Below are 19,870 nucleotides of genomic sequence, written 5' to 3'. Positions count from 1 at the left end.
CCATCCTCTCCAACAAGGGGAGAAGAAGCAGGAGGATACCCCTTTGACCCGACCGTTCGAAGGCGTGAAGATTCTCGACTTCACGCAAGTGCTGGCTGGCCCCTATGCGAGTTACCAGCTCGCGCTGCTCGGGGCCGACGTCATCAAGGTGGAGCGGCGCGAAGGGGAGGACATGCGCCGTACGCCGCTGAGCCGCGAATGGGCTGAACGCGGGCTCGCGCCGGGCTGGCAGGCGATCAACGGCAACAAGCGCAGCCTGACACTCGACCTCTCGAGGCCGGAAGCGATCACCATCGTCAAGCAACTCGCCGCCCAGGCCGACGTGGTGATGGAGAACTTCCGCCCCGGCGTGATGGACAAGCTCGGCATCGGCTATGCCGTGCTGTCTGAGATCAATCCGCGGCTGATCTATTGCGCCATTTCCGGCTTCGGTCAGACCGGGCCGGAACGGCTGGGAGCCGGCTATGACGGCAAGATCCAGGCGCTATCGGGCATCATGTCGATCACCGGCCATCCCGAGACCGGACCGACCCGCGCCGGCTTTGCGGTCTGCGACGTGCTGTCGGGCGCGACCGCAGCCTTTGGCGTGTCGAGCGCGCTGTTCCAGCGCACCCATACCGGCAAGGGCCAGTTGGTCGACGTCTCCATGCTGGAGGCGACGCTGGCGTTTCTGTCCGGGCAGGTCGCGGACTATTCGGTCGCCGGCCACCGCCAGCAGCTTTCCGGCAATCAGGCCGTGAGCCGAAGGCCCACCGCCAATTTGTTCAAGGCCGGCGACGGCTATCTGTTGCTGGCCGTCAACAGCGAGAAGCAATACCGCGCCTTGATGACCGCGCTCGGCCGCGCCGATGCGCTCGAGGATTCCCGCTTTGCTGACTGGTTTGCCCGTCAGGAAAACGAGCCGGCGCTGCGGGCCATCATCGAGGAGGCGCTGTCCAAGAAGGACCCGCGCGAGTGGGAAAAGCTGCTGGAAGCCGCAGGCGCGCCCTGTGCCAGCATCTGGAAGGTCGAGGAGGTGATCGACCACCCGCAGATCGCCGCGCGCGGCGCCATTCAGGAGATCGATACGCCCTATGGCCGCCTGCGCTTTGCCGGCAGCGGCTTTCAGCTCGCCCATGGCGGCGGACGGCTCGACCACATGGCGCCCGCGCTCGGCGCCCACACCGACGAGGTGCTGGCCTCGCTCGGCTACGACACCGAAGCAATTGCGGAACTGCGCGCGCGCGAAATCGTCTAGCGGTAGCCGGGGCAGGGGAGTCTGGTCCCTGTCCCGTTTTGAGCATGCCTGCGCATGGCGACCCTGCACCAAGCCGCTTTAAGCGGCCGGGCTTACCGTCTAAAAGACGCCTTTCCCGCTTCCAAAAGGATAGATCATGCCCGCCTATCGTTCCCGAACCACGACCCACGGCCGCAACATGGCGGGCGCCCGTGGCCTCTGGCGCGCCACCGGCATGAAGAACGAAGACTTTGGCAAGCCGATCATTGCGGTGGTCAATTCCTTCACCCAGTTCGTGCCCGGCCACGTGCACCTGAAGGACCTCGGCCAGCTCGTCGCGCGCGAAATCGAGAAGGCGGGCGGCGTCGCCAAGGAGTTCAACACCATCGCGGTCGACGACGGCATCGCGATGGGCCATGACGGCATGCTCTACAGCCTGCCGTCGCGCGAAATCATCGCCGACAGCGTCGAGTACATGGTCAACGCGCATTGCGCCGACGCGATGGTCTGCATTTCCAACTGCGACAAGATCACGCCCGGCATGCTGATGGCGGCGCTGCGGATCAACATCCCGACCGTGTTCGTCTCCGGCGGCCCGATGGAATCCGGCAAGGTCAACCTCAAGGGCAAGGTCCGCGCGGTCGACCTGATCGACGCCATGGTCGCAGCCGCCGACAGCAATGTCAGCGATGCGGACGTGGAGGTGATCGAGCGCTCAGCGTGTCCGACCTGCGGATCGTGCTCGGGCATGTTTACGGCTAATTCGATGAACTGCCTCACCGAGGCGCTTGGCTTGGCGCTGCCGGGGAACGGTTCCATCCTGGCCACGCATGCCGACCGCAAGGGATTGTTCGTCGAGGCTGGCCACCTGATCGTCGATCTGGCGCGGCGCTATTACGAGCAGGATGACGAAACGGCATTGCCGCGGACGATCGCCAACTTCAAGGCGTTCGAGAACGCGATGACGCTCGACATCGCCATGGGCGGCTCGACCAACACCGTGCTGCATCTGTTGGCGGCGGCTTACGAAGGCAAGGTGCCGTTCACGATGCAGGATATCGACCGCTTGTCGCGGCGCGTTCCAGTGCTGTGCAAGGTCGCGCCGTCGGTCGCGGACGTGCATCTGGAAGATGTGCACCGCGCCGGCGGCATCATGGCCATCCTCGGCGAACTGGACCGCGCCGGGCTGCTCAACCGCGGCCTGCCGATGGTTCACTCCAAGACGCTGGAAGACGCGCTCGGCCGCTGGGATATCAAGCAGACCAGGAGCGAAAGCGTCCGCAAGTTCTTCACGGCGGCTCCGGGCAATGTGCCGACGCAGGTCGCGTTCAGCCAGGAGCGCCGGTTCGAGGAACTCGATACCGACCGCGCCACCGGCTGCATCCGCGACGCCGCGCACGCCTTCTCCAAGGACGGCGGCCTCGCAGTGCTCTCGGGCAACCTCGCGCTCGACGGCTGTATCGTGAAGACGGCGGGCGTCGACGAGAGCATTTTGAAGTTCGAAGGACCGGCGCGGATTTTCGAAAGCCAGGATGCCGCGGTCGAAGGTATTTTGGGTGGCAAGATCAAGGCTGGCGATGTCGTCGTGGTCCGCTATGAGGGACCCCGCGGCGGTCCCGGCATGCAGGAGATGCTGTATCCGACGAGTTATTTGAAATCGAAGGGCCTCGGAAAGGTCTGCGCGCTGATCACCGATGGCCGGTTCTCCGGCGGCTCCTCGGGCCTGTCGATCGGACACATTTCGCCGGAAGCGGCTGAAGGCGGTCTGATCGGCCTCGTGGAAGACGGCGACCTGATCAAGATCGACATCCCCGCGCGCTCGATCAGCCTCGTGGTGGATGACGCCACGCTGGCGAAGCGCCGCGAAGCCATGCTGGCCCGCGGGGCGGACGCCTGGAAGCCCGCCAAGAAGCGCAGCCGCAATGTGTCAATGGCGCTGAAGGCCTATGCCGCGCTGACGACGAGCGCCGCCCGCGGTGCGGTGCGGATTGTGCCAGAATAGCGGTGGCGGCCGGTTCTGTGTTTGATCGGATGTCAGCACCTTGACCCTTCGAGTGAGGCATTGGGCGCGAGAGCGGTTGTCACAATTGCCCTGCGCAATTGATATTGCCATGCATCTTATGCTAAGAACCGGGCAGACTGGCGGCCTGCCGTAAGCGGCCGTTGAATCCCGTTACGATGGCATCGGGCTAGGTCGATTTCCTTCGATCAAACCTTCAGACGCGCTTTGCGCGGGGGCCATCATGTCCAAATTCTTGCGCTATGCATTTGTGTTGCTCGCTCTCGCCGGCCTCGGCTTACGCGCGTCCCATGCGCAAGATGTGCCGATCATAGCAGCGGCGTCCGATCTTAAGTTTGCGCTCGAAGAAGTCGCGAGCAAATTCAAAGCTGAAACCGGCCATGAGGTGCGACTCAACTTCGGATCGTCGGGAAACTTCGCCCGTCAATTGCAGCAGGGCGCGCCATTTGAAATGTTTATGTCGGCGGACGAGGGCTTCGTTCTGCAGTTGGCGGACACGGGAAAGACGGTTGATCGCGGCGCGCTTTACGCGGAGGGACGGATCGTTCTGTTTGTTCCCGCAAATTCGTCGTTTAAGGCGGATGCACAACTTACCGATCTTCGCCTTGCTCTCGCATCGGGACGAATCCAGAAATTCGCGATTGCCAATCCCGAGCATGCACCGTACGGCCGTGCGGCGGAGCAGGCCTTGAAGAGTCAGGGCCTATGGGATGCAATGCAGCCGAAGCTCGTGCTGGGTGAAAATGTTTCGCAGGCTGCCCAGTTCGCAACATCGGGATCCTCGCAAGGCGGGATATTCGCTTACTCGCTCGCCTTGGCGCCCGAAGTAAGCAAGCTTGGTTCTTATGTGCTGATTCCTTCCGAATGGCATACGCCGCTGCGGCAACGCATGGTGTTGATGAAGAATGCGGGCCCGCTGGCTAGAGATTTTTACCGCTATGTCCAGACGGCTGCGGCGCGTGTCATCTTCCGCAAATACGGCTTCGTGTTGCCAGGCGAAGCGACGTGATTCATGGATTGGCCCGCGCTGGTTGTTTCGCTCAAGTTAGGGGTCGCGACAATTCTTGTGCTGCTGCCCGTTGGAATCGTCTGCGGCAGGGCGCTGGCATTTAATCGATTCGGCGGTAAGGGCTTTGTCGAGGCTTTGCTTGCGCTTCCGCTCGTTTTGCCACCGACGGTGCTCGGCTATTACTTGCTGGTAGCGTTCGGCGGCGATGCCATTTTGGGCCGGATATGGCAGGCCATCAGCGGTCATACTCTCGCCTTTAGCTTTCATGGCCTGTTGCTCGCGTCGCTGATAGCGAATATTCCGTTCGTCATTCAACCGATGCAGCGGGGTTTCGAGGCTATTCCGGTCGAAGTACGGGAGGCCGCGGCGTGTTCAGGACTTTCGCCGTGGCGTGTATTTCTTACAATCGATCTGCCGCTGGCTTGGCCGGGAATAATCACCGGCCTCGTACTTGCCTTTGCGCACACGCTGGGCGAATTCGGCGTCGTCTTGATGGTCGGCGGCAACATCGCGGGTGAGACACGCACGATATCGGTGGCAATTTATGACCGTGTTCAGGCCTTCGACAATTATGCCGCTGGTGTGATGTCGGCGTTGCTGCTGGCGTTGTCGTTGCTCGCGCTCTCGATAATCTATCTGCTTTCAAGTCGGATTGGACGCCGCTATGTCTGAAAGCGGCTTGCATGTCAGGTTACGCCAGGCGGGGCCTATCCCGCTCGACGTCGAATTTTCTTGTGGTCAAAATGAATTGCTCACTTTGGTCGGGCCGTCGGGAAGCGGGAAGAGTACCGTTCTTCGTTCTGTTGCAGGGCTCTATCAGCCTCGCGAAGGACGGATCTCCTGCCAGGGCGATGTCTGGTTTGATGTCGCTGGTGGCGTGAACATTCCACCGCACAAGCGCCCCGTCGGACTGGTGTTCCAGAGCTATGCGCTGTTTCCGCATATGACCGTACTACGTAACGTGACGGCAGCCCTGGGCTCTCGTCCCAAGCAGGAACGAGACAGCAGAGCGCGAGCGTTACTGTCGCTCGTGCATCTCAATGGGTTCGAGAATCGCTATCCGGCTTCGCTATCCGGTGGAGAACAGCAGCGCGTCGCGGTCGCGCGTGCGCTCGCGCGTGATCCGGCAGTTCTGCTAATGGACGAGCCATTCTCTGCCGTTGATCGGCGTACCAGGCGAAAACTCAGGGAAGAGCTTGCCGATCTGCGCAAACTGATGCGCATTCCGATCGTGATGGTGACACACGATCTCGATGAAGCCATCGCGCTATCTGACCGCATGTGCGTCATCGACGGTGGTGAGACGCTGCAAATCGGAACTCCAGATGAGCTCGTGAAGGCACCGAAGACCGCGCGCGTGGCGGATGCCCTTGATCTTGCGCAGTTCGAACCAAAACAATAGCCCGCCGGGAAATTTGACGGTGTCGCGACTTAGGGCGGGCCAGTCCACCAGTATCAATGGTGCTGGTGTCGCTTGTGCCCGCCACCGCCGTAACCCCGCAACTCCGCATATTTGGTCATCTGCGACGGGGTCAAAATGCTGCCGGTCGACAAATGATATTTCAGATGGGTCTCGCGCAGCATTCCTTGGGTGGCGGCAACGGCCGCGGTGGACGCCTTCAGGCTTTCGGGCGTGACGGTGCGGGTGGCAAACTGCTTGTCCAGTTCGGCTTCCTGTTCGATCAGCTTGGCGCCCAGCGGCATCGCTTCGGCCTTCATGGAATCGAACAGGCGCTGCATGCTGGCGCGTTGCTCGGCGGAGAGTTCGAGCTTGTCGGCAAGCTCGAGAACGTGCAACGGCCCCGGATAGCCGTTCAGTTCGGCCGCGAGCGCCAGGCCCATTCCGCGGCCGGCGCCAAGATCAGAAATCTGCTGCTCCGATAGCGCCTTGATCGAGCGCGTCTGCATTCCTGCATAAGGGGTCTGTGCGTGCACGCTCGTGACGAATGCGATCGATGCAATCAGGGGCCAAATCTTCATCGTTGTTCTCCGCTGGGTCTGCTTGACACTTCGTGTTTGGCATCCGGCGCGTTCAGCACCGTCTTGCAGGCGGGCGGCAGCGCCGCCATCGTCATTGGCGGCTTCGGCTTCGGCGGCACTTTCGGCGGTTTGGGATGCAGCACCGCGTCGCTGAACCAGTAGGCGAGGTCGGCAGGCTGGCAGCCTTCGCCCTCGTTCGGATGGGGCTGGCTTTCACATTCGCTGGCGCCGGGCGGGCATTTCATGCGGATGTGGAAATGGTAGTCGTGGCCGTACATCGGCCGCACCTTGTGGAGCCAGTCGCGGTCGCCCTTGGCCTCGCGGCACAGCGCCTTCTTGATCGCGGCATTGACGAAGATGCGCTGCACGCTGGGCTCCAGCGCGGCGGCGCGGATCACCGCGAGATGTGTCGGTGTCCAGGCCTGCGGATCGATATCGAGCCTGTCGCGGCGCACCATCATCACCGCGGACATTTCCTCGCGCTCGTTGCGCGATAGTTGCCGGTTCGGCATCGGCGTCAGCCAGATGTCGGCATCTAACCCCACCTGATGGCTGGCATGCCCGGTCAACATCGGCCCGCCGCGCGGCTGCGACATGTCGCCGACCAGTATTCCGTGCCAGCCAGCATCCCGGCGCGCTCTTGCGGCCAGCCGCTTGACCAGTGCGACCAGGTCGGGATGGCCCCAATAGCGATTGCGCGACAGGCGCATCACCTGCCAGGTATCGCCGTTGATCGGCAGCCCTTCCGCGCCCGCGATGCAGCCATGGGCATAGAACCCGTGCACGCGCGTCGGCATTGCCGTCGGCAGCACCTTGCGGCCGAACAACTCCTTGGCAGCGATGTTGGGATCGTTGGGATTGGCTAGCGGCGGCAGCGGTTTTGGATGAACCGTGCCCTTGTCCTGCGCCCATGCGCTTGCGGCATAGGAGGCGACTAGCAAGGTTATGAGGGGGATCAGAAACAGGCGGGGGTTCATCGGACCAGAGAGTTTCAGGGATCACTCAATTCGCGCAACCGTAGCATGAAATCGGCAACAGGGGAGAGGCGCGGCGAGCACAATTGCGTGGTCCCCACGCCGGCGCAACAATCCGCGCAAACACCCGCATCGGGGTCAACTCACGCGTTCCCTCACTGCAACTCGATGTTGGCGGACTTGATCACCGCGGCCCACCGGTCGCTTTCCTCGCGCATGTAAGCGGATGACTTGATCACGACGTGGTAGCGGTAGCGCAAGCCGCAGCATCTTCGCTGTGCTGAACGAGGGTTGCACGTGGTCGTATTAACCGCGCGATAACCCTCTCGGTCACTGACGGACATTTGTGCGCACGTTCGGCGTTTCCCGCATTCCTTGTGGATCCGCCGCGCGAGAAGCAGTGCCCGGCGGCCGCGCGTCGATTGTGCCCCGTGGATCGGCGGTCCGCACCGAGCTTGTACACGCAAAGCGTGTGCGTGCCTTCTTGTCAGGCGACGTATGAGCGCGCGTGAGGTAGTAGTTTCTGCGACAAGAGATACCTTTTTTTCAGAGACTTATCTGAAAACTTTGCACGCACAGTGCGAGTAGAGCGTGGTAATGCCGAAGAAGCCAAAAGCTGCCAGGAAGCCGAAACAGTCGATTGTCCGTTTTCCTGGCCGGCGCGCAAAGCCCGCTGCGACCCGGGATGGCGGCTTCATCGGACTGCGCGTCGACATCACCGAGTTGAAACAGCGCGAGGCTTCGTTCCGGCTGCTGTTCGACAGCAATCCGGTTCCGATGATCGTCTGCGCGCTGGGTGACGAACGAATTCTCGCAGTCAACGACGCTGCGATCCAGCACTACGGTTACAGCCGCGGTGAATTCGAGAAGCTCACGATCCGCAACCTGCAGGCCTTCGACGTCGAGCCGCCATGGGCCGGCGAACACGCCGGCGACGAGCGCGCGGCCCACGCCTGGAAGCATGTCAGGGCCGACGGCGCGCTGATCGATCTGGCGATCTATTCGCGCCAGCTTGTTTACAGCGATCGGCCAGCGGTCCTGCTCGCGCTGATGGACACCACCGAACGCAAGCGCGCCGAGGCGCGGCTGACGTTCATGGCCCAGCATGATGGCCTGACCGGGCTGCCGAACCGCAATTTGCTGCGTCAGCAGATGGACGACATCCTGCTGCGCACCCGCCGCAACGCCGAGAAGGTGGCGGTGCTCGTGCTCGGCCTTGACCATTTCAAGGCGGTCAACGATACGCTCGGCCACGGCATCGGCGACAAGCTCCTGCGCGGCGTCGCCAAGCGATTGCAATCGATGCTGCGCGAGGAAGATGCGCTGGCCCGGCTCAACTCCGACGAATTCGCGGTCATCCAGGGCGGGGTGACGCGACCCGAGGATGTAGTGTTCATGGCGAGGCGCCTATTGGACGCGATCGCTGATCCCTATCTTCTGGACGGGCATTCCGTGGTAATCGGCGCCAGCATCGGCATTGCGATGTCGCCCGGCGACGGCGATGAATCCGAGAAACTGCTGAAGAACGCCGACCTCGCATTATCGCGCGCCAAGAACGATTCCCGCGGCACGTTCTCGTTCTTCGAAGCGGGAATGGATGCGCGCGCCCAGACCCGCCGCAAGATCGAAACCGAGCTGCGCGAGGCCGTGCGCACCGATGTGCTCCGGCCCTATTACCAGCCGCTGGTCGATCTTGCTAGCGGGCGCATCACCGGTTTCGAAGCGCTGGTGCGCTGGCCGCATCCCGAGCGCGGCATGATCTCGCCGGCCGAATTCATCCCTGTCGCCGAGGAGACCGGGCTGATCAACGCCGTCGGCGGGTTGATGCTGCGCCGCGCCTGCACCGATGCGGCGCAATGGCCCGACGACGTCCGCGTCGCGGTCAATCTGTCGCCGCTGCAGTTCCGCGTCGGCAACCTCTTGTCGCTGGTCGTGGAAACACTGAAGCAGTCCGGCCTGCCGGCGAAGCGCCTGGAGCTCGAGATTACCGAGACGCTGCTATTGGAAAAGAGCAGCGAGGTGCTGGCGACGCTGCATGCGCTGCGCGCGCTCGGCGTTCGCATCTCGATGGACGATTTCGGCACCGGCTATTCCAGCCTGAGTTACCTGCGCAGCTTTCCGTTCGACAAGATCAAGATCGATCAGTCCTTCGTGCGCGACCTCGCCGCCAATCCCGACGCGCAGGCGATCGTGCGTTCGATCATCAGCCTCGGCAAGGGCCTCGGCGTCACGATCACGGCGGAAGGCGTCGAGAGCGAGGCCGAGGTAAATTGCCTGCGCAACGAAGGATGCCACGAGGGGCAGGGCTTCCTGTTCAGCCGCGCGCGGCCCAATGCGGAGATCGTCAGTCTGTTGAAGACGCAAGGCAACTGGAGTGCGCCGGCGGGCGCAGCGCTGGTGGCGTGATTTGAGGCCGTCATTCCGGGGCGATGCGAAGCATCGAACTACGGTGCGCAGTTGCGCACCTGAGAATCTCGAGATTCCCCGATGCGCAATTGCGCATCTGAGGTCTGGTCCTTCGGACCATCCCGGAATGACGATCATCTCTCTTTCCGCTTCCTCGCATGATACGTCAGCGCCAGCGCCACGCAGTGGCGCAGCGCGGCCTCGGGCAGTTTGTCGCCGGCATCGAGCAGAATGCTGCGGTTGCCGCCGTAGCGCAGTTCCGGATAGAGCTCGCGAAAGGTCTCGACCAGATCGGTCTGGCAGTGGAAATAGACCGCGTAGTGGCCGGCTTCCGCCTTCACCTGGTCGATCCGGACCGTGCTGCCGCTCTTGCTCTCGGTCGTGAGATAGCTCGGCTGCCCCCATTTCAGCGTCTCTTCCAGAGCGCCGACGCCCTCGGTGGTCCTTGCGGTGTCAAGAATCAGCCGGCGCAGCGCCAGCAGTTTTGCCCTGACCGGATTGGGATAAGCGCTGAAGATCGCATTGACGGCGGCCTCCGGGACTCCCACACGCTGCTTGCGCACCGAAGCGACCTTTCGTGTTTTTGTCATCGCAACCTGCCGGTGTGATTCTCTGGACAAACTAGCGTGTAATCCGCCAAATTGCATAGATGATGGGTATGCCCAAAGGCCGGTATCTCAAATGAATCCTTGTCCCGAAGCGCCGGTGACGGTTGCCCCAAAATACGCTCGGTTTTCCCGCCGCTTTCGCGGGATTGTGCTCGACTGGATGATCCTCATGGCCATCCTTTTCGGTGCGCTGATGCTGACCAGTACTGTGAGAAACGACAACTTCTCCCGGGCGCTGGGAATTCTGGTGGTGGCCGCGCTTTTGCTGTACGAGCCGGTCTTGGTCTCGTTCACCGGAAGCACGCTCGGGCACTATTTCACCAATCTGCGCGTCGTCGATGAGCGCAGCGGCGGCAACGTGAGTTTCCTCAAGGCCTGCGCCCGCGTCGCGATCAAGGGCGTGCTCGGCCTGTACTCGTTTGTCGTCCTCGCGGCGACACGCCGCAATCAGGCGATTCACGATCTCCTGACAAGATCCACCGTGCAGATCCGCGATCCGGCGAAGGCGTTGCCCGGTCAATATGTCAGTGAGCGTAGCGATCTGGCGGACGCCAACCTGCCGTCGCGGTGGCGCCGGGTGGTCGTCATTTGCGTGTATCTGGTGCTGATATTCGTCGTTTATCTGGCTATCGTGATCGGCCTTAACGCAGCCGGTATCATGTCCAATGCCTGCGTCAACAATGCCAGCCGCTGCTCGGCGGGTGAGCGAGTCTTCGACGCCGCAGCGGCCGTGGTGGTCCTGCTGCTGATGGCGCTGATCATCGCGCGTGGCTGGAAGGGCAAATTGTTCGGCGCGCACACAGCACGCTAAAGCGTAATGAAATTAGGTTTGCTTGCGACCACGAAGAAGGTGCGCTCCCTCTCCCGCTTGCGGGGGAGGGCTGGGGTGGGGGTGTCTCCGCGGGCGACACTGCCCGAGTGGAGAGAGCCCCCACCCGGCGCTTCGCGCCGACCTCCCCCGCAAGCGGGAGAGGTGAAGCGCGTCTGCGGCCAAAATCGATCTAACCAAAAATCATCATGCTTTAGCCGGCTCGTGTTCGGGGCCGGCCGCGCCCCGTCGCTTCATCGCGTCGTCGGCGGTGCGTCGAGATTGCCCGCGAGGATCGCCCGGCCGGCATCCTCGTAATGGGCATCACGGCCCTGGATCTGCTGCGCGATCGCATGCATGTCGCGAAAGCGGCGCTCGAACTTGTTGGCATTGAATACGGCCGTTGCGCCCGTCATGTGATAGGCGGTGTCGACCACGGCGGCCGATTGATGGATGGTCCATGTCGAGGCGATGCGCAGCGCCACGCGATGGGCTTCGGTGATAACAGCGCCTTGCGACAGGTCATGCCATACATCCGCTGCAGTGGCATAGAGATAGGCGCGGGTGGCGCGCAGTTGTGCCTCGGTGCGTCCGATCAGCCCCTGCACGGCGTTGTTGTCGCGCATCGCCTTTGACGCTTGCGGTGCTTGCCCCGGGCAAGGTCGATCGCCGCATCGAGCGTGGCGCGGGCGACGCCGAGCGAGGTCGCCGCAAAACCCATGCCGAAAACCATGTTGGTCGACAGCTTGTACAGCGGGCCGCTCTCGCGCAGCGCCGCCGGCTCGTCGCGAAGCGCTGCGAACTTTTCCGGGATGAACAGATTGTCGACCGAATAGGAATCGGTGCCGGTGCCGCGCAGGCCGATCACGTCCCAGACGTCGTGCATCGTGGCGCTGGTTACCGGAAACAGGATGGTACGAATCTCCGGCGAACCGTCGGGCTTGCGCCGCGGCGTGCCGTCGGCTTCGACAACCCGGACATGGGCGCCGAGCCAGCTTGCCTGCCGCGAGCCGGACGCAAAATCCCAGCGCGCGCTGGCCTTGTAGCCGCCGGGAACCGCCTGCACTTCGTGGTTGATCGCGCCCCAGGCCAGAATGCCGGGTGCAACGTTGAAGATTTCGTTGGCAGCATCGGGATCGAGATAGGCTGCGGTCATGGCGCAGACGCTGCATTGGCCAAGGCACCATGCGGTCGAGGCGTCGGCCTTGGCGACTTCCTCCTGCATCTGCATGAAAGTTTCTAGCGGCACTTCGGCGCCACCAAAACTCTTCGGCAGCAGCGCGCGGTAAAGCCCGTTCTCGATCAGCGCCTGTGTTACCGCTGAAGTCAGGCGGCGGGTCCGCTCGATCTCGTCGGCCTCGCGCGCGATCAGTGGCGCCAGCGCCCGCGCGCGTTCAACAAGATCGACGCTAGGCTGCCTGTTCATGCGTTTCCTCGCACTCCCTTTTGTTTGTTGTCACGCCGCCGCGCGGCCGACATTGAGCGACGGCTGCGGCGGTCGCTTGGCGGACGGGAAACTCAAGGCTATGGCCACGGCGGCCATGCCGATCGTGAAAGAGCCGACATAGAGCCAGGTATAGCCGTGGAAGGCGTCGAATACCCATCCGCCGGCGAGCGGCCCCAGCGCCATGCCGAGGCTGGCAAAAGCGGAGACGGCGCCGAACATGCTGCCCATGATGCGCACGCCGAAATATTCACGCACCAGCACGGCGTATAGCGGCATCACGCCGCCATAGGCGAGGCCGAAGACAACCGACAGGGCGTAGAACTCGCCGAGCTGGCCGACCGCGAGATAGGTGGCGATCGCCAAGGCCTGTACGAACAGGCCGCCGACCAGGACGTGCTTGGCGCCGAAGCGATCGGCCAGTAGGCCGAGCAGCAAACGGCCGCCGAGGCCGGAGAAGCCGGCGAGGCTGTAGACCGTGACTGCGGTCAGCGGCGCGATGCCGCAGATCATGGCGTAGCTCACCAGGTGGAAGATCGGCCCCGAATGCGCCGCGCAGCAGGCGAAATGCGCGCCTGCCAGGATGATGAATTGCGGCGTTCGCAGCGCCTGCGCGACCGTCCACTGCCCGTCAGGCGCGCCCGTCCCATGGGCGGCAGCAGGCGTTGACGGCTCCGGCGGGCGTCGCACCAGCAATGAGGCCGGGATCAACAGCGCCAGGGCGACGATGCCGATCACCAGCATCGCCGTGCGCCAGTCATAGGCCGTGATCAAATAGCTTGCGAATGGCGCAACCGTCAGCGGCGAAACGCCCATGCCGGCCGATACCAACGCCACCGCGAGGCTGCGGCGATGTTCGATCCAGGCGCTCGCCACTGCGACCATCGGCGCATAGAAGCTGCCGGCCGCAATCCCGATCAGGACGCCGAACGCCAACTGGAATTGCCACAGGCTGGTGGCCTGGCTCGCGCCGATCAGTCCGGCGCCGAGCAGGAGTGTGCCAGACAGGACGACGATGCGGGTGCCAAACCGGTCGGACAGCGTGCCCCAGAAAAAAGCAGCCAGCCCCATGGCGAGAAAATTGATCGTCGCCGCCGCCGAGACGCCGCTGCGCGACCATCCCATCGCCTCCGAAATCGGCTGCAGGAACACCGCGAGCGACAGCATCGAGCCGAACGCGACACAAGTCATCAGCGCACCTACGGCGACGACGACCCAGCCGTAGGATAAACCGGAAGCCTTGCCCATGCGTTTCCTTGCGCGTGTGCTGTTATTTGTATGCGCGGGATAATGGTGGCCTATTTGGCGTCGTCGCGCAATGCGATGGAAGGCAACCCTCTCATTCGAAGATCGTGTGGTTGCGCGTCGCATTCGGCGGAGCTTCGCGCGCGACCATGACGAGGCTGGTCCGTTCGAGGATTGCGTATCGAACGCGTGACGGTCAAAATGTACCTGCGCTTGATGGAACGATAGAAAGTCAATGCAGGAAACTCTTATTGCGCCATATTCCGACGCCGATCAGCAGGGAGTCCTCGATGTCATCCTGCCGATCCAGCAACGAGAATTTGGTATCCCCATCACGGCAGCCGACCAGCCTGATCTCACTGATATTCCCGGGTTCTACCAATCGGGGACCGGCGGCTTCTGGGTGGCTCGCTCCAATGGTCGGGTCGTTGGCACGATCGGATTGAAAGACATCGGCGCAAGACAGGCGGCACTGCGCAAGATGTTTGTCGCCGCTCCATTTCGAGGCCGGGAGCTCGGAGTGGCCGGAAAGCTGCTTGACATGCTGCTGGCGCATGCCCGCGCAGAGCGTGTTGCCGAGATTTTTCTCGGCACGACGGACAAGTTCCTGGCCGCGCACCGCTTCTATGAAAGGAACAATTTCAAGGAGCTGCAGAAAGCCGAGCTGCCCAAGACCTTTCCGATCATGGCCGTTGATTCGAAATTCTACGCCTTGCACGTGTCGTGAGGCGAGCGATAAAAACGTAGGGTAGGCTAAGCGAGGCGTGCACACCATCGAACCCGCGATTTGGATGGATGGTGGGCACGCTGCGCTTGGCCCACCCTACAATTTCTACTTTGCATGGGGTTGATTTCGCGATTTTGTGTCCAGGCCCCGTCGGAGAGGCGCGGCCAGCGCCCGGCACACGAGATCGTTGGTGCTTCGCGAGCGGCCCGCTCAGCTATCCACCTTCAGCGCGGCAATGAATGCTTCCTGCGGAATGTCGACCTTGCCGAACTGCCGCATCTTCTTCTTGCCTTCCTTCTGCTTCTCCAGAAGCTTCCGTTTGCGCGTGATGTCGCCGCCGTAGCATTTGGCGGTGACGTCCTTGCGGAGCGCGCGGACGGTTTCGCGGGCGATCACCTTGCCGCCGATCGCCGCCTGGATCGGGATCTGGAACATGTGCGGCGGGATCAGTTCCTTCATCTTTTCGACCATGGCGCGGCCGCGGCCCTCCGCGCGGGTGCGATGCACCAGCATCGACAGCGCATCGACCGGCTCGGCGTTGACGAGGATCTGCATCTTGACGAGGTCGGCCACCTTGTAGTCGGTCAGATGATAGTCGAACGAGGCGTAGCCCTTCGAGACGGATTTCAGCCGGTCGTAGAAATCGAACACGACTTCGTTGAGCGGCAAATCGTATTTCACCATCGCGCGGGAGCCGACGTAAGTGAGCTCCTTCTGCGCGCCGCGGCGGTCCTGGCACAGTTTTAGCACGCTGCCGAGATATTCGTCCGGCGTGAGGATCGTGGCCTCGATCCACGGCTCCTCGATGTCGGCGATCTTGACGACATCGGGCATGTCGACCGGGTTGTGGATCTCGATCTCCTGCCCATCGGTCAGGTGCATCTTGTAGATCACGCTCGGCGCCGTCGCGATCAGGTTGAGATCGAACTCGCGCGACAGCCGCTCCTGGATGATTTCGAGGTGCAGCAGCCCGAGGAAGCCGCAGCGGAAGCCAAAACCCAGCGCGGCCGAGGTTTCCATTTCGTAGGAAAAGCTCGCGTCGTTGAGCCGCAGCTTGCCCATTGCCGCGCGCAGCGTTTCGAAATCGTTGGCATCGACCGGGAACAGGCCGCAGAACACCACCGGGATCGCCGGCTTGAAGCCCGGCAGCATCTCGGTGATCGGCTTCTTGTCGTCGGTGATGGTGTCGCCGACGCGCGTATCGGCGACTTCCTTGATCGCCGCGGTAATGAAGCCGATCTCGCCGGGGCCGAGCTCGTCGACCTGCTCCATCTTCGGCGTGAAGAACCCGACGCGCTCGACGTCATAGGCCGCGTTGGTGCCCATCATCCGGATGCGCTGGCCCTTCTTCATCGTGCCGTCGACGACGCGGATCAGCACGACGACGCCGAGATAGACGTCGTACCAGCTATCCACCAATAGCGCCTTCAGCGTCGCGCCGCGATCGCCCTTCGGCGGCGGCAGGCGAGTCACGATGGCTTCCAGCACGTCGGGAACGCCCAAGCCCGTCTTGGCCGAGATCATCACCGCGTCCGAGGCGTCGATCCCGATCACGTCCTCGATCTGTTGCTTGACCTTGTCCGGCTCGGCCGCCGGCAGGTCGACCTTGTTGAGAACCGGTACGATCTCGTGATTGTTGTCGAGCGCCTGATAGACGTTGGCGAGCGTCTGCGCCTCCACGCCCTGGCTGGCGTCGACCACCAGGAGCGACCCTTCGCAGGCGGCCAGCGACCGCGAGACTTCGTAGGCGAAGTCGACATGGCCGGGCGTGTCCATCAGGTTGAAGATGTAATTCTTGCCGTCCTTGGCGCGGTAGTTCAGCCGCACCGTCTGCGCCTTGATGGTGATGCCGCGCTCGCGCTCGATATCCATGGAATCGAGCACCTGTTCCTTGCCCGCCATTTCGCGGTCCGACAGCCCGCCCGTCATCTGGATCAGGCGGTCGGCCAGCGTCGATTTGCCATGGTCGATGTGGGCGACGATGGAGAAGTTGCGGATGTTGGAAATGGGCGCAGTTGTCATGGGGCGCGGGATAGCATTCGCGTCCCCGTGCGGCAACCATCTTGCTGTATTTTAAGGGGCTTTCTTCACGCCAAGCTGATTCCACTTGAGCCGAAAACACGCTAGGCAGTGGCCATGTCGATTGCATCCATTTCGCCCACGGCCGCGCGTTTAAGGCGCATTCCCACGATCCAGCGGCTGGCGGCGTGGCTGGCCTCACGCGCCAGTGATCCCAAGGCCGGCCTGTGGCTGGTGACCGGCTTTGCCGTGGTCCACGCCGTGCTGTGGACGCTGATCCTGGTCAATCTGAAGACCGGGCAGGACGTCCATATGGACGTCGCGGAGGCCTTCGCCTGGGGGCAGAAGTTCCTGCTCGGCTATGGCAAGCACCCGCCGCTGTCGGGATGGGTCGCCGGCGCCTGGTTCATGCTGTTTCCGGTCACGGACTGGGCGACCTATGCATTGGCAATGGCGACGCTCGGCTGCTCCCTCGTGATCTGCTGGCTGTTGGCGTTGCGCGTGGTCGATCGCCGCCGTGCGTTCTTCGTCGTGGTGATGCTCGCGCTCTATCCGATCTTCAACTTCAAGGGCTTCAAGTACAATCCGGACCTGTTGCAACTCGTCACGCTGCCGCTCGTCGTGCTGGCCTATCTCGACGCGTTCGAGAAGCGCAGCATCAAATCGGGCGTGTGGCTCGGGCTCGCCGGTGCGCTGGCGCTGATGACCAAATACTGGGTGCTGACCATGATCGGCGCCGTCGGCCTTGCCGCGTTGATCCATCCGCAGCGTTTGCAGTTCCTGCGTTCGCCGGCGCCATGGGTCGCGATTGCCACGCTCGCGGTCGCAATGCTCCCGCACTTCATGTGGCTGAAGCAGGTGGACTTCGTCCCGCTCACCTATGCCGGCGACACCTACTCCCTCACCGACCGCGCGATAATCGACGATCTCGCACTGGGCTATGTCAAGCACAATCTCGCGCTGCTGGCCGCACCGGTGATACTCGGCGCGATAGCGCTGATGTGGCGGCCGTTCCGCTTGATGCCGTTTCCGCTCCTCGCGCGCGGCGCCAATACCGGCGTCAACATTTCGCAGGCGATCAATGTCTGGATCGTCCAGGCGGTCGTGGCGATCGGTCCGCCGCTGGGTGCCTTGCTATTCCACGTCTACATCAAAACCGACTGGGGCATCCCGCTGTTCTTCCTGATGCCGCTCGCGCTGGTCGCGATCCCTGCGGTGCGGATCCGAAAGATCGCGCTGTTGAACCTGACGACGACCTGGCTCGTCATTTCGCTCGTCGTGCTGGCGATATCGCCAAGGATCGTCGCCTACGAACTGGATGAAAAGCGCACCGCAGGCGCGACCTATCGGGCACGTTCCGAACTCGCCCGCGAACTGACGGAAGCCTGGCACACGCGGTTTTATTCGCGCTGGCCGGTAGTCGCCGCCTATACCGATACCGGCCAGCCTGTCACCTTCTACAGCCCCGACCATCCGGCGCCGCTGACGCCGGACGAGCCGTGGTCGTCCGGCCTGACCTCGCTCGAGGAGGCGAAGCGATCGGGCTTCATCGGCATCTGCGAGGTCGGCGACTGGAAGCTGGAAAAATGCGAGGCGTGGATGCAGGCCCATGCCGCCAATGCCGAGCGCATGGTGATGACCACGCGGCGATTCTTTCTCGGCAAGGCTGGCCCCGCAACGGCCTGGAACATCTTCATCGTGCCGCCGGCCAGATAGAAATCACTCGAAGGGGTAACGCATGGATCTCGACCTGACGGATAAAACGGCGCTCGTGACCGGCTCGACCCGCGGCATCGGGCTCGCGACCGCCATCGGGCTTGCGCAAATGGGCGCGGAAGTGATCGTCAACGGCCGCGAAAAGGCGGCGGTCGGTGAGGCCGTGGCAAAAGTCCAGCAGGCGGCGCCGTCGGCCAAGGTGCACGTCGCGGCGTTCGATCTCGGCAACGCAGCGGGCTGCGCGGCGCTGGTGGCGCAATTCCCTGACGTCGACATTCTCGTCAACAATCTAGGCATTTACGAACCAAAGGGATTTTTCGAGATCGAGGATTCCGATTGGTCAAGGATGTTCGAAGTCAACGTCATGAGCGGGGTGCGGCTGACGCGGCACTATTTGAAGCGGATGCTTGATAACAAGGACTGGGGCCGCGTCGTGTTCGTCTCCAGCGAATCCGGCGTCTTTGTTCCGAAGGAGATGGTGCATTACGGCTTCTCGAAATCGGCGCAGCTCGTCATCGCGCGCGGCGCGGCGGAAACCACCAAGGGCACCAACGTGACTGTCAACTCGGTGATGCCCGGCCCGACCTGGGTCGAGATGGCGCCGGTTCGCCTGGCCGCGCGCGCGAAAGCTGCGGGCACGACCGTCGACGACCTCGTCTCGCGCACCTTCAGCGAACGCCGCCCGGCGTCGCTCTTGCAGCGTTACGCCGCGCCGGAGGAGATCGCCAATCTGATCTGCTACGTCTGCTCAAAAGCCTCCAGCGCCACCAACGGCGCCGCGCTCCGCGCCGATGGCGGGATTGTTACCAACCCGTTTTGAGATGTCTGACCTCATCCTGAGGAGGCGCGAACGCGCCATCTCGAAGGATGAATGGCACCGGCGGGGCCACATGGTTCGAGACGCCGCTGCGCGGCTCCTCACCATGAGGGTCTAAAGGTAACAGGCGCGCGAAGGGAAACGGTCACACGCCTTCTTCGTTGAATTTGTCGGCGACCAGCGCTGCGATCGCATCGACCGCTTGCTGAGCCTCGGGGCCGATCGCGGAGACGGTAACCGAGGTTCCAGGTCCCGCTGCCAGCATCATCAACCCCATGATCGAGGTGCCGCCGACGGTCTCGTTGCCGCGCGTCACCCAGACCTCGGCGTTGAAGCGCTCCACCATCTGGACGAATTTGGCCGAGGCCCGCGCGTGCAGGCCGCGCTTATTGATAATCTGAAGTTCCCGCGAGATGGCGCCTGCGGGCACGCTCGGCCCGAGTTCCTTGTCGGGCGCGGCGTCGTCGCTCATTTGCCGGCGAGCACGCGGCTGGCGATGGTGACGTATTTGCGGCCGGCTTCCTGCGCCATCGCGATGGCGTCGGGAAGCGAGCGCTCTTCGCGCACCTTGGCAAGCTTGACCAGCATGGGAAGATTGATGCCTGCGAGCACTTCCACCTTTGGGCGGCTCATGCAGGAAATTGCGAGGTTGGAAGGCGTGCCGCCGAACATGTCGGTGAGGATGGCGACACCATCGCCACTGTCGACGCGATTCACCGCTTCGATGATATCGCTTCGACACAGATCGGAGTCGTCTTCGGCTCCAATCGTGATGGCTTCAATTTGTTTTTGCGGACCCATGACATGTTCGAGCGCCGCCTTGAACTCGTCGGCAAGGCGCCCATGGGTCACAAGCACTAGACCAATCATCGGAAACTCCT

17 protein-coding genes and 1 pseudogene are annotated in these 19,870 nt (G+C 62.8%); 10 read left to right on the top strand and 8 right to left on the bottom strand.

What is annotated here, in order from left to right; translation table 11 throughout:
• The first annotated feature begins 43 nt into the window (after nucleotides 1–43).
• The 5 genes from V1292_RS05920 (at nucleotide 44) to V1292_RS05900 (ending at nucleotide 5,647) form a co-directional block, all read left to right on the top strand.
• Entirely contained in the window at nucleotides 44–1,237 is a 1,194-nt protein-coding gene (locus V1292_RS05920) for a CaiB/BaiF CoA transferase family protein (protein ID WP_334370998.1), read from the top strand.
• Between the two features lie 136 nt (nucleotides 1,238–1,373).
• Nucleotides 1,374–3,218, top strand: coding sequence for a dihydroxy-acid dehydratase (ilvD, locus tag V1292_RS05915; protein ID WP_334370996.1), 1,845 nt, complete (start codon nucleotides 1,374–1,376; stop codon nucleotides 3,216–3,218).
• A gap of 241 nt (nucleotides 3,219–3,459) precedes the next feature.
• Nucleotides 3,460–4,245 carry a molybdate ABC transporter substrate-binding protein gene (modA, locus tag V1292_RS05910; RefSeq protein ID WP_334370994.1) on the top strand — a complete coding sequence of 262 codons (786 nt, stop codon included), beginning with the start codon at nucleotides 3,460–3,462 and terminating at the stop codon, nucleotides 4,243–4,245.
• A 3-nt stretch (nucleotides 4,246–4,248) separates the two neighbouring features.
• Complete coding sequence (gene modB / locus V1292_RS05905) at nucleotides 4,249–4,917, top strand: molybdate ABC transporter permease subunit (protein WP_334370992.1); 669 nt, start codon at nucleotides 4,249–4,251, stop codon at nucleotides 4,915–4,917.
• Nucleotides 4,910–5,647, top strand: coding sequence for an ABC transporter ATP-binding protein (locus V1292_RS05900; RefSeq protein WP_334370991.1), 738 nt, complete (start codon nucleotides 4,910–4,912; stop codon nucleotides 5,645–5,647). Before modB ends, V1292_RS05900 begins: the two co-directional genes overlap by 8 nt.
• Before the next feature lie 53 nt (nucleotides 5,648–5,700).
• Here the strand turns inward: V1292_RS05900 and V1292_RS05895 are convergent, their stop codons facing one another.
• Both V1292_RS05895 and mepA read right to left on the bottom strand, forming a co-directional pair.
• Nucleotides 5,701–6,225 (bottom strand): Spy/CpxP family protein refolding chaperone, encoded by a 525-nt coding sequence (locus tag V1292_RS05895; RefSeq protein ID WP_334370990.1) that lies wholly within the window; start codon nucleotides 6,223–6,225, stop codon nucleotides 5,701–5,703.
• Nucleotides 6,222–7,202, bottom strand: a complete 981-nt coding sequence (mepA, locus tag V1292_RS05890; protein ID WP_334370989.1) for a penicillin-insensitive murein endopeptidase — start codon at nucleotides 7,200–7,202, stop codon at nucleotides 6,222–6,224. Before mepA ends, V1292_RS05895 begins: the two co-directional genes overlap by 4 nt.
• 594 nt (nucleotides 7,203–7,796) lie before the next feature.
• Here mepA and V1292_RS05885 point away from each other — a divergent pair.
• Nucleotides 7,797–9,605 (top strand): putative bifunctional diguanylate cyclase/phosphodiesterase, encoded by a 1,809-nt coding sequence (locus V1292_RS05885; RefSeq protein ID WP_442895492.1) that lies wholly within the window; start codon nucleotides 7,797–7,799, stop codon nucleotides 9,603–9,605.
• A gap of 134 nt (nucleotides 9,606–9,739) precedes the next feature.
• On the opposite strand, the gene V1292_RS05880 is transcribed toward V1292_RS05885, so the two are convergent.
• Nucleotides 9,740–10,195: a DUF1801 domain-containing protein gene (locus V1292_RS05880; protein ID WP_334370988.1), complete on the bottom strand. Its 456-nt coding sequence runs from the start codon at nucleotides 10,193–10,195 to the stop codon at nucleotides 9,740–9,742.
• A 91-nt stretch (nucleotides 10,196–10,286) separates the two neighbouring features.
• Here V1292_RS05880 and V1292_RS05875 point away from each other — a divergent pair, with 91 nt between their 5' ends.
• On the top strand, nucleotides 10,287–11,024 hold the full coding sequence (locus tag V1292_RS05875) for an RDD family protein (protein WP_334376952.1): 738 nt from the start codon (nucleotides 10,287–10,289) through the stop codon (nucleotides 11,022–11,024).
• A gap of 251 nt (nucleotides 11,025–11,275) precedes the next feature.
• Here the strand turns inward: V1292_RS05875 and V1292_RS05870 are convergent.
• Together V1292_RS05870 and V1292_RS05865 are read right to left on the bottom strand one after the other, a co-directional pair.
• Nucleotides 11,276–12,447 (bottom strand): annotated as a pseudogene (locus V1292_RS05870) (acyl-CoA dehydrogenase family protein).
• A 30-nt stretch (nucleotides 12,448–12,477) separates the two neighbouring features.
• A complete protein-coding gene (locus V1292_RS05865) occupies nucleotides 12,478–13,713 on the bottom strand; it encodes an MFS transporter (RefSeq protein WP_334370986.1) in 1,236 nt (411 codons plus the stop codon).
• A gap of 232 nt (nucleotides 13,714–13,945) precedes the next feature.
• Between V1292_RS05865 and V1292_RS05860 the strand changes: the two genes are divergently transcribed.
• Nucleotides 13,946–14,437: a GNAT family N-acetyltransferase gene (locus V1292_RS05860; RefSeq protein WP_334370984.1), complete on the top strand. Its 492-nt coding sequence runs from the start codon at nucleotides 13,946–13,948 to the stop codon at nucleotides 14,435–14,437.
• A 210-nt stretch (nucleotides 14,438–14,647) separates the two neighbouring features.
• On the opposite strand, the gene lepA is transcribed toward V1292_RS05860, so the two are convergent.
• Nucleotides 14,648–16,459 (bottom strand): translation elongation factor 4, encoded by a 1,812-nt coding sequence (lepA, locus tag V1292_RS05855; RefSeq protein ID WP_334370982.1) that lies wholly within the window; start codon nucleotides 16,457–16,459, stop codon nucleotides 14,648–14,650.
• Between the two features lie 114 nt (nucleotides 16,460–16,573).
• Between lepA and V1292_RS05850 the strand changes: the two genes are divergently transcribed.
• Both V1292_RS05850 and V1292_RS05845 read left to right on the top strand, forming a co-directional pair.
• Nucleotides 16,574–18,172 (top strand): glycosyltransferase family 39 protein, encoded by a 1,599-nt coding sequence (locus V1292_RS05850; protein WP_334370980.1) that lies wholly within the window; start codon nucleotides 16,574–16,576, stop codon nucleotides 18,170–18,172.
• Nucleotides 18,173–18,194: 22 nt separating this feature from the next.
• Nucleotides 18,195–18,992, top strand: coding sequence for an SDR family NAD(P)-dependent oxidoreductase (locus V1292_RS05845; protein WP_334370978.1), 798 nt, complete (start codon nucleotides 18,195–18,197; stop codon nucleotides 18,990–18,992).
• Nucleotides 18,993–19,134: 142 nt separating this feature from the next.
• On the opposite strand, the gene V1292_RS05840 is transcribed toward V1292_RS05845, so the two are convergent.
• Nucleotides 19,135–19,461 carry an HPr family phosphocarrier protein gene (locus V1292_RS05840; protein WP_334370976.1) on the bottom strand — a complete coding sequence of 109 codons (327 nt, stop codon included), beginning with the start codon at nucleotides 19,459–19,461 and terminating at the stop codon, nucleotides 19,135–19,137.
• Nucleotides 19,458–19,859, bottom strand: a complete 402-nt coding sequence (locus tag V1292_RS05835) for a PTS sugar transporter subunit IIA (protein WP_024339151.1) — start codon at nucleotides 19,857–19,859, stop codon at nucleotides 19,458–19,460. Before V1292_RS05835 ends, V1292_RS05840 begins: the two co-directional genes overlap by 4 nt.
• Nucleotides 19,860–19,870 lie beyond the last annotated feature (11 nt).

The sequence above is a fragment of the Bradyrhizobium sp. AZCC 1719 genome, from assembly GCF_036924525.1.
Classification (GTDB): domain Bacteria; phylum Pseudomonadota; class Alphaproteobacteria; order Rhizobiales; family Xanthobacteraceae; genus Bradyrhizobium.
Note: the sequence above shows the minus strand (reverse complement) of the source record. Positions and strands in the feature narration are given on the sequence as shown.